This window comes from Mesorhizobium sp. M7A.F.Ca.CA.002.04.1.1, from assembly GCF_004022805.1.
GTDB classification, from domain to species: domain Bacteria; phylum Pseudomonadota; class Alphaproteobacteria; order Rhizobiales; family Rhizobiaceae; genus Mesorhizobium; species Mesorhizobium ciceri.
Genome location: NZ_RZPL01001030.1, coordinates 1 through 1,416 on the forward strand (window position 1 = coordinate 1; position 1,416 = coordinate 1,416).

Sequence of the window (1,416 nt, forward strand, 5' to 3'; positions counted from 1 at the left end):
GAGTAGGGCTGGGGATCGGGGAATTGAAGAATTGAAGTATTGAAGAATTGAAGAATTGAAGAATTGAAGAATTGAAGAATTGAAGAATTGAAGAATTGAAGAATTGAAGAATTGAAGAATGAAGGGATTGTGGCTCTGCGTTCGGATCAATCCCCAATTCGTCATTTCATCATTTCTTCATTTCCCCTCCCCCCTCTCCACAATCGCCGTCAGAAACCCCGCCAGATCGTCGGTGACGAAATCGACATCATCCTCATTGGCCGGGTCGCGCTCCCATATCTCGGAAAAGGTCGGCTCGAAATTGCGCGGCACGATCAGCACCGTGGTCATGCCGAGCGACTTCGGCACCGAAAGGTTACGGGCAAGATCCTCGAACATCACCGCATTGTGGCCGGTGACGGCGTGGAGTTCGGCGAACTTCTCGTAGGTCTGGCGCGCCGGCTTGGGATTGAGCCCCGCAGCGACGATGTCGAAGATGTCGTCGAAATGGTCGAGGATGCCGAGCTGGCGCGCGGTGCGCTCGGCGTGCCTGCGGTCGCCGTTGGTGAAGATGAACTTGCGGCCGGGAAGCTGGCGGATGGCGGTGCCGAGAACGGGATCGGGCACCAGCCATGAATAGTCGATGTCGTGGACCTTCTCGAGGAAATCGTCGGGGTCGATGCCGTGGCGTGTCATCAGGCCGTTCAGCGTCGTGCCATATTCGCGGTAGAGCTCCTTCTGCAACTTGCGCGCATCGTCGCGCGGCAATGCCAACAGTTCGCCGACATAGGCGGTCATCTTGACGTCGATCTGCGAGAACAGATTCGAATGGTGCGGATAGAGCGTGTTATCGAGATCGAAGACCCAGTCGGTGACATGGGCGAAGCGGGCGGGGTCAGGGAGCGTGGTCATGGACTCCTTATGGCATGAAACGCGCATTCCGAAAGCGACTTTATCCACAACTTCTGCTCGTTGAGGTTGCGTAAATCGTCTCACGATTCAAATTTTAGGCATCTGGGAAAGGTGGCCTTCAGGGCTTGCTGGCAGAGAGGCAGTCTTGTGGGAGCAAGCGATGAACAGCATAATTCTGAGATCCGCCGCCGTTGCTTTCGCCTCAGTCGCGGCCTCTCTCCTGCTGACCCTGATCATCGTTCCGGCCATGGGATTTCCGGTCAACCGGACGATCTGGCTGACCTCCACGCTCTGTCCGCTGGTGCTGGCGTGGGCCGCCAGCGCAAGCACTTTCTGGCAAAGCGACAGGCTGAAAAACGCGCATCGCGATCTCGCCCGAGCCCATGCCCAGCTCGCCGCCGCGCATCGCCGCCTGGCGGAAAAGGCGAGCCGCGACGACATGACCGGCATGCTCAACCGGGAAAGCTTCTTTGCCGCGCTCGACGGTTCGCGCCGCAAGTCCGATCGCGGCGCGCTGCTGATCAT

Annotated in this window: 1 protein-coding gene and 1 pseudogene; one reads left to right on the top strand and one right to left on the bottom strand. The window is 57.9% G+C overall.

What is annotated here, in order from left to right:
* Nucleotides 1-177 precede the first annotated feature (177 nt).
* Entirely contained in the window at nucleotides 178-891 is a 714-nt protein-coding gene (locus tag ENZ75_RS31770) for a pyrimidine 5'-nucleotidase (RefSeq protein ID WP_013528482.1), read from the bottom strand.
* A 160-nt stretch (nucleotides 892-1,051) separates the two neighbouring features.
* On the opposite strand from ENZ75_RS31770, the pseudogene ENZ75_RS31775 reads away from it, so the two are divergent.
* Nucleotides 1,052-1,416: pseudogene (locus ENZ75_RS31775) on the top strand (GGDEF domain-containing protein); the annotation flags it as partial.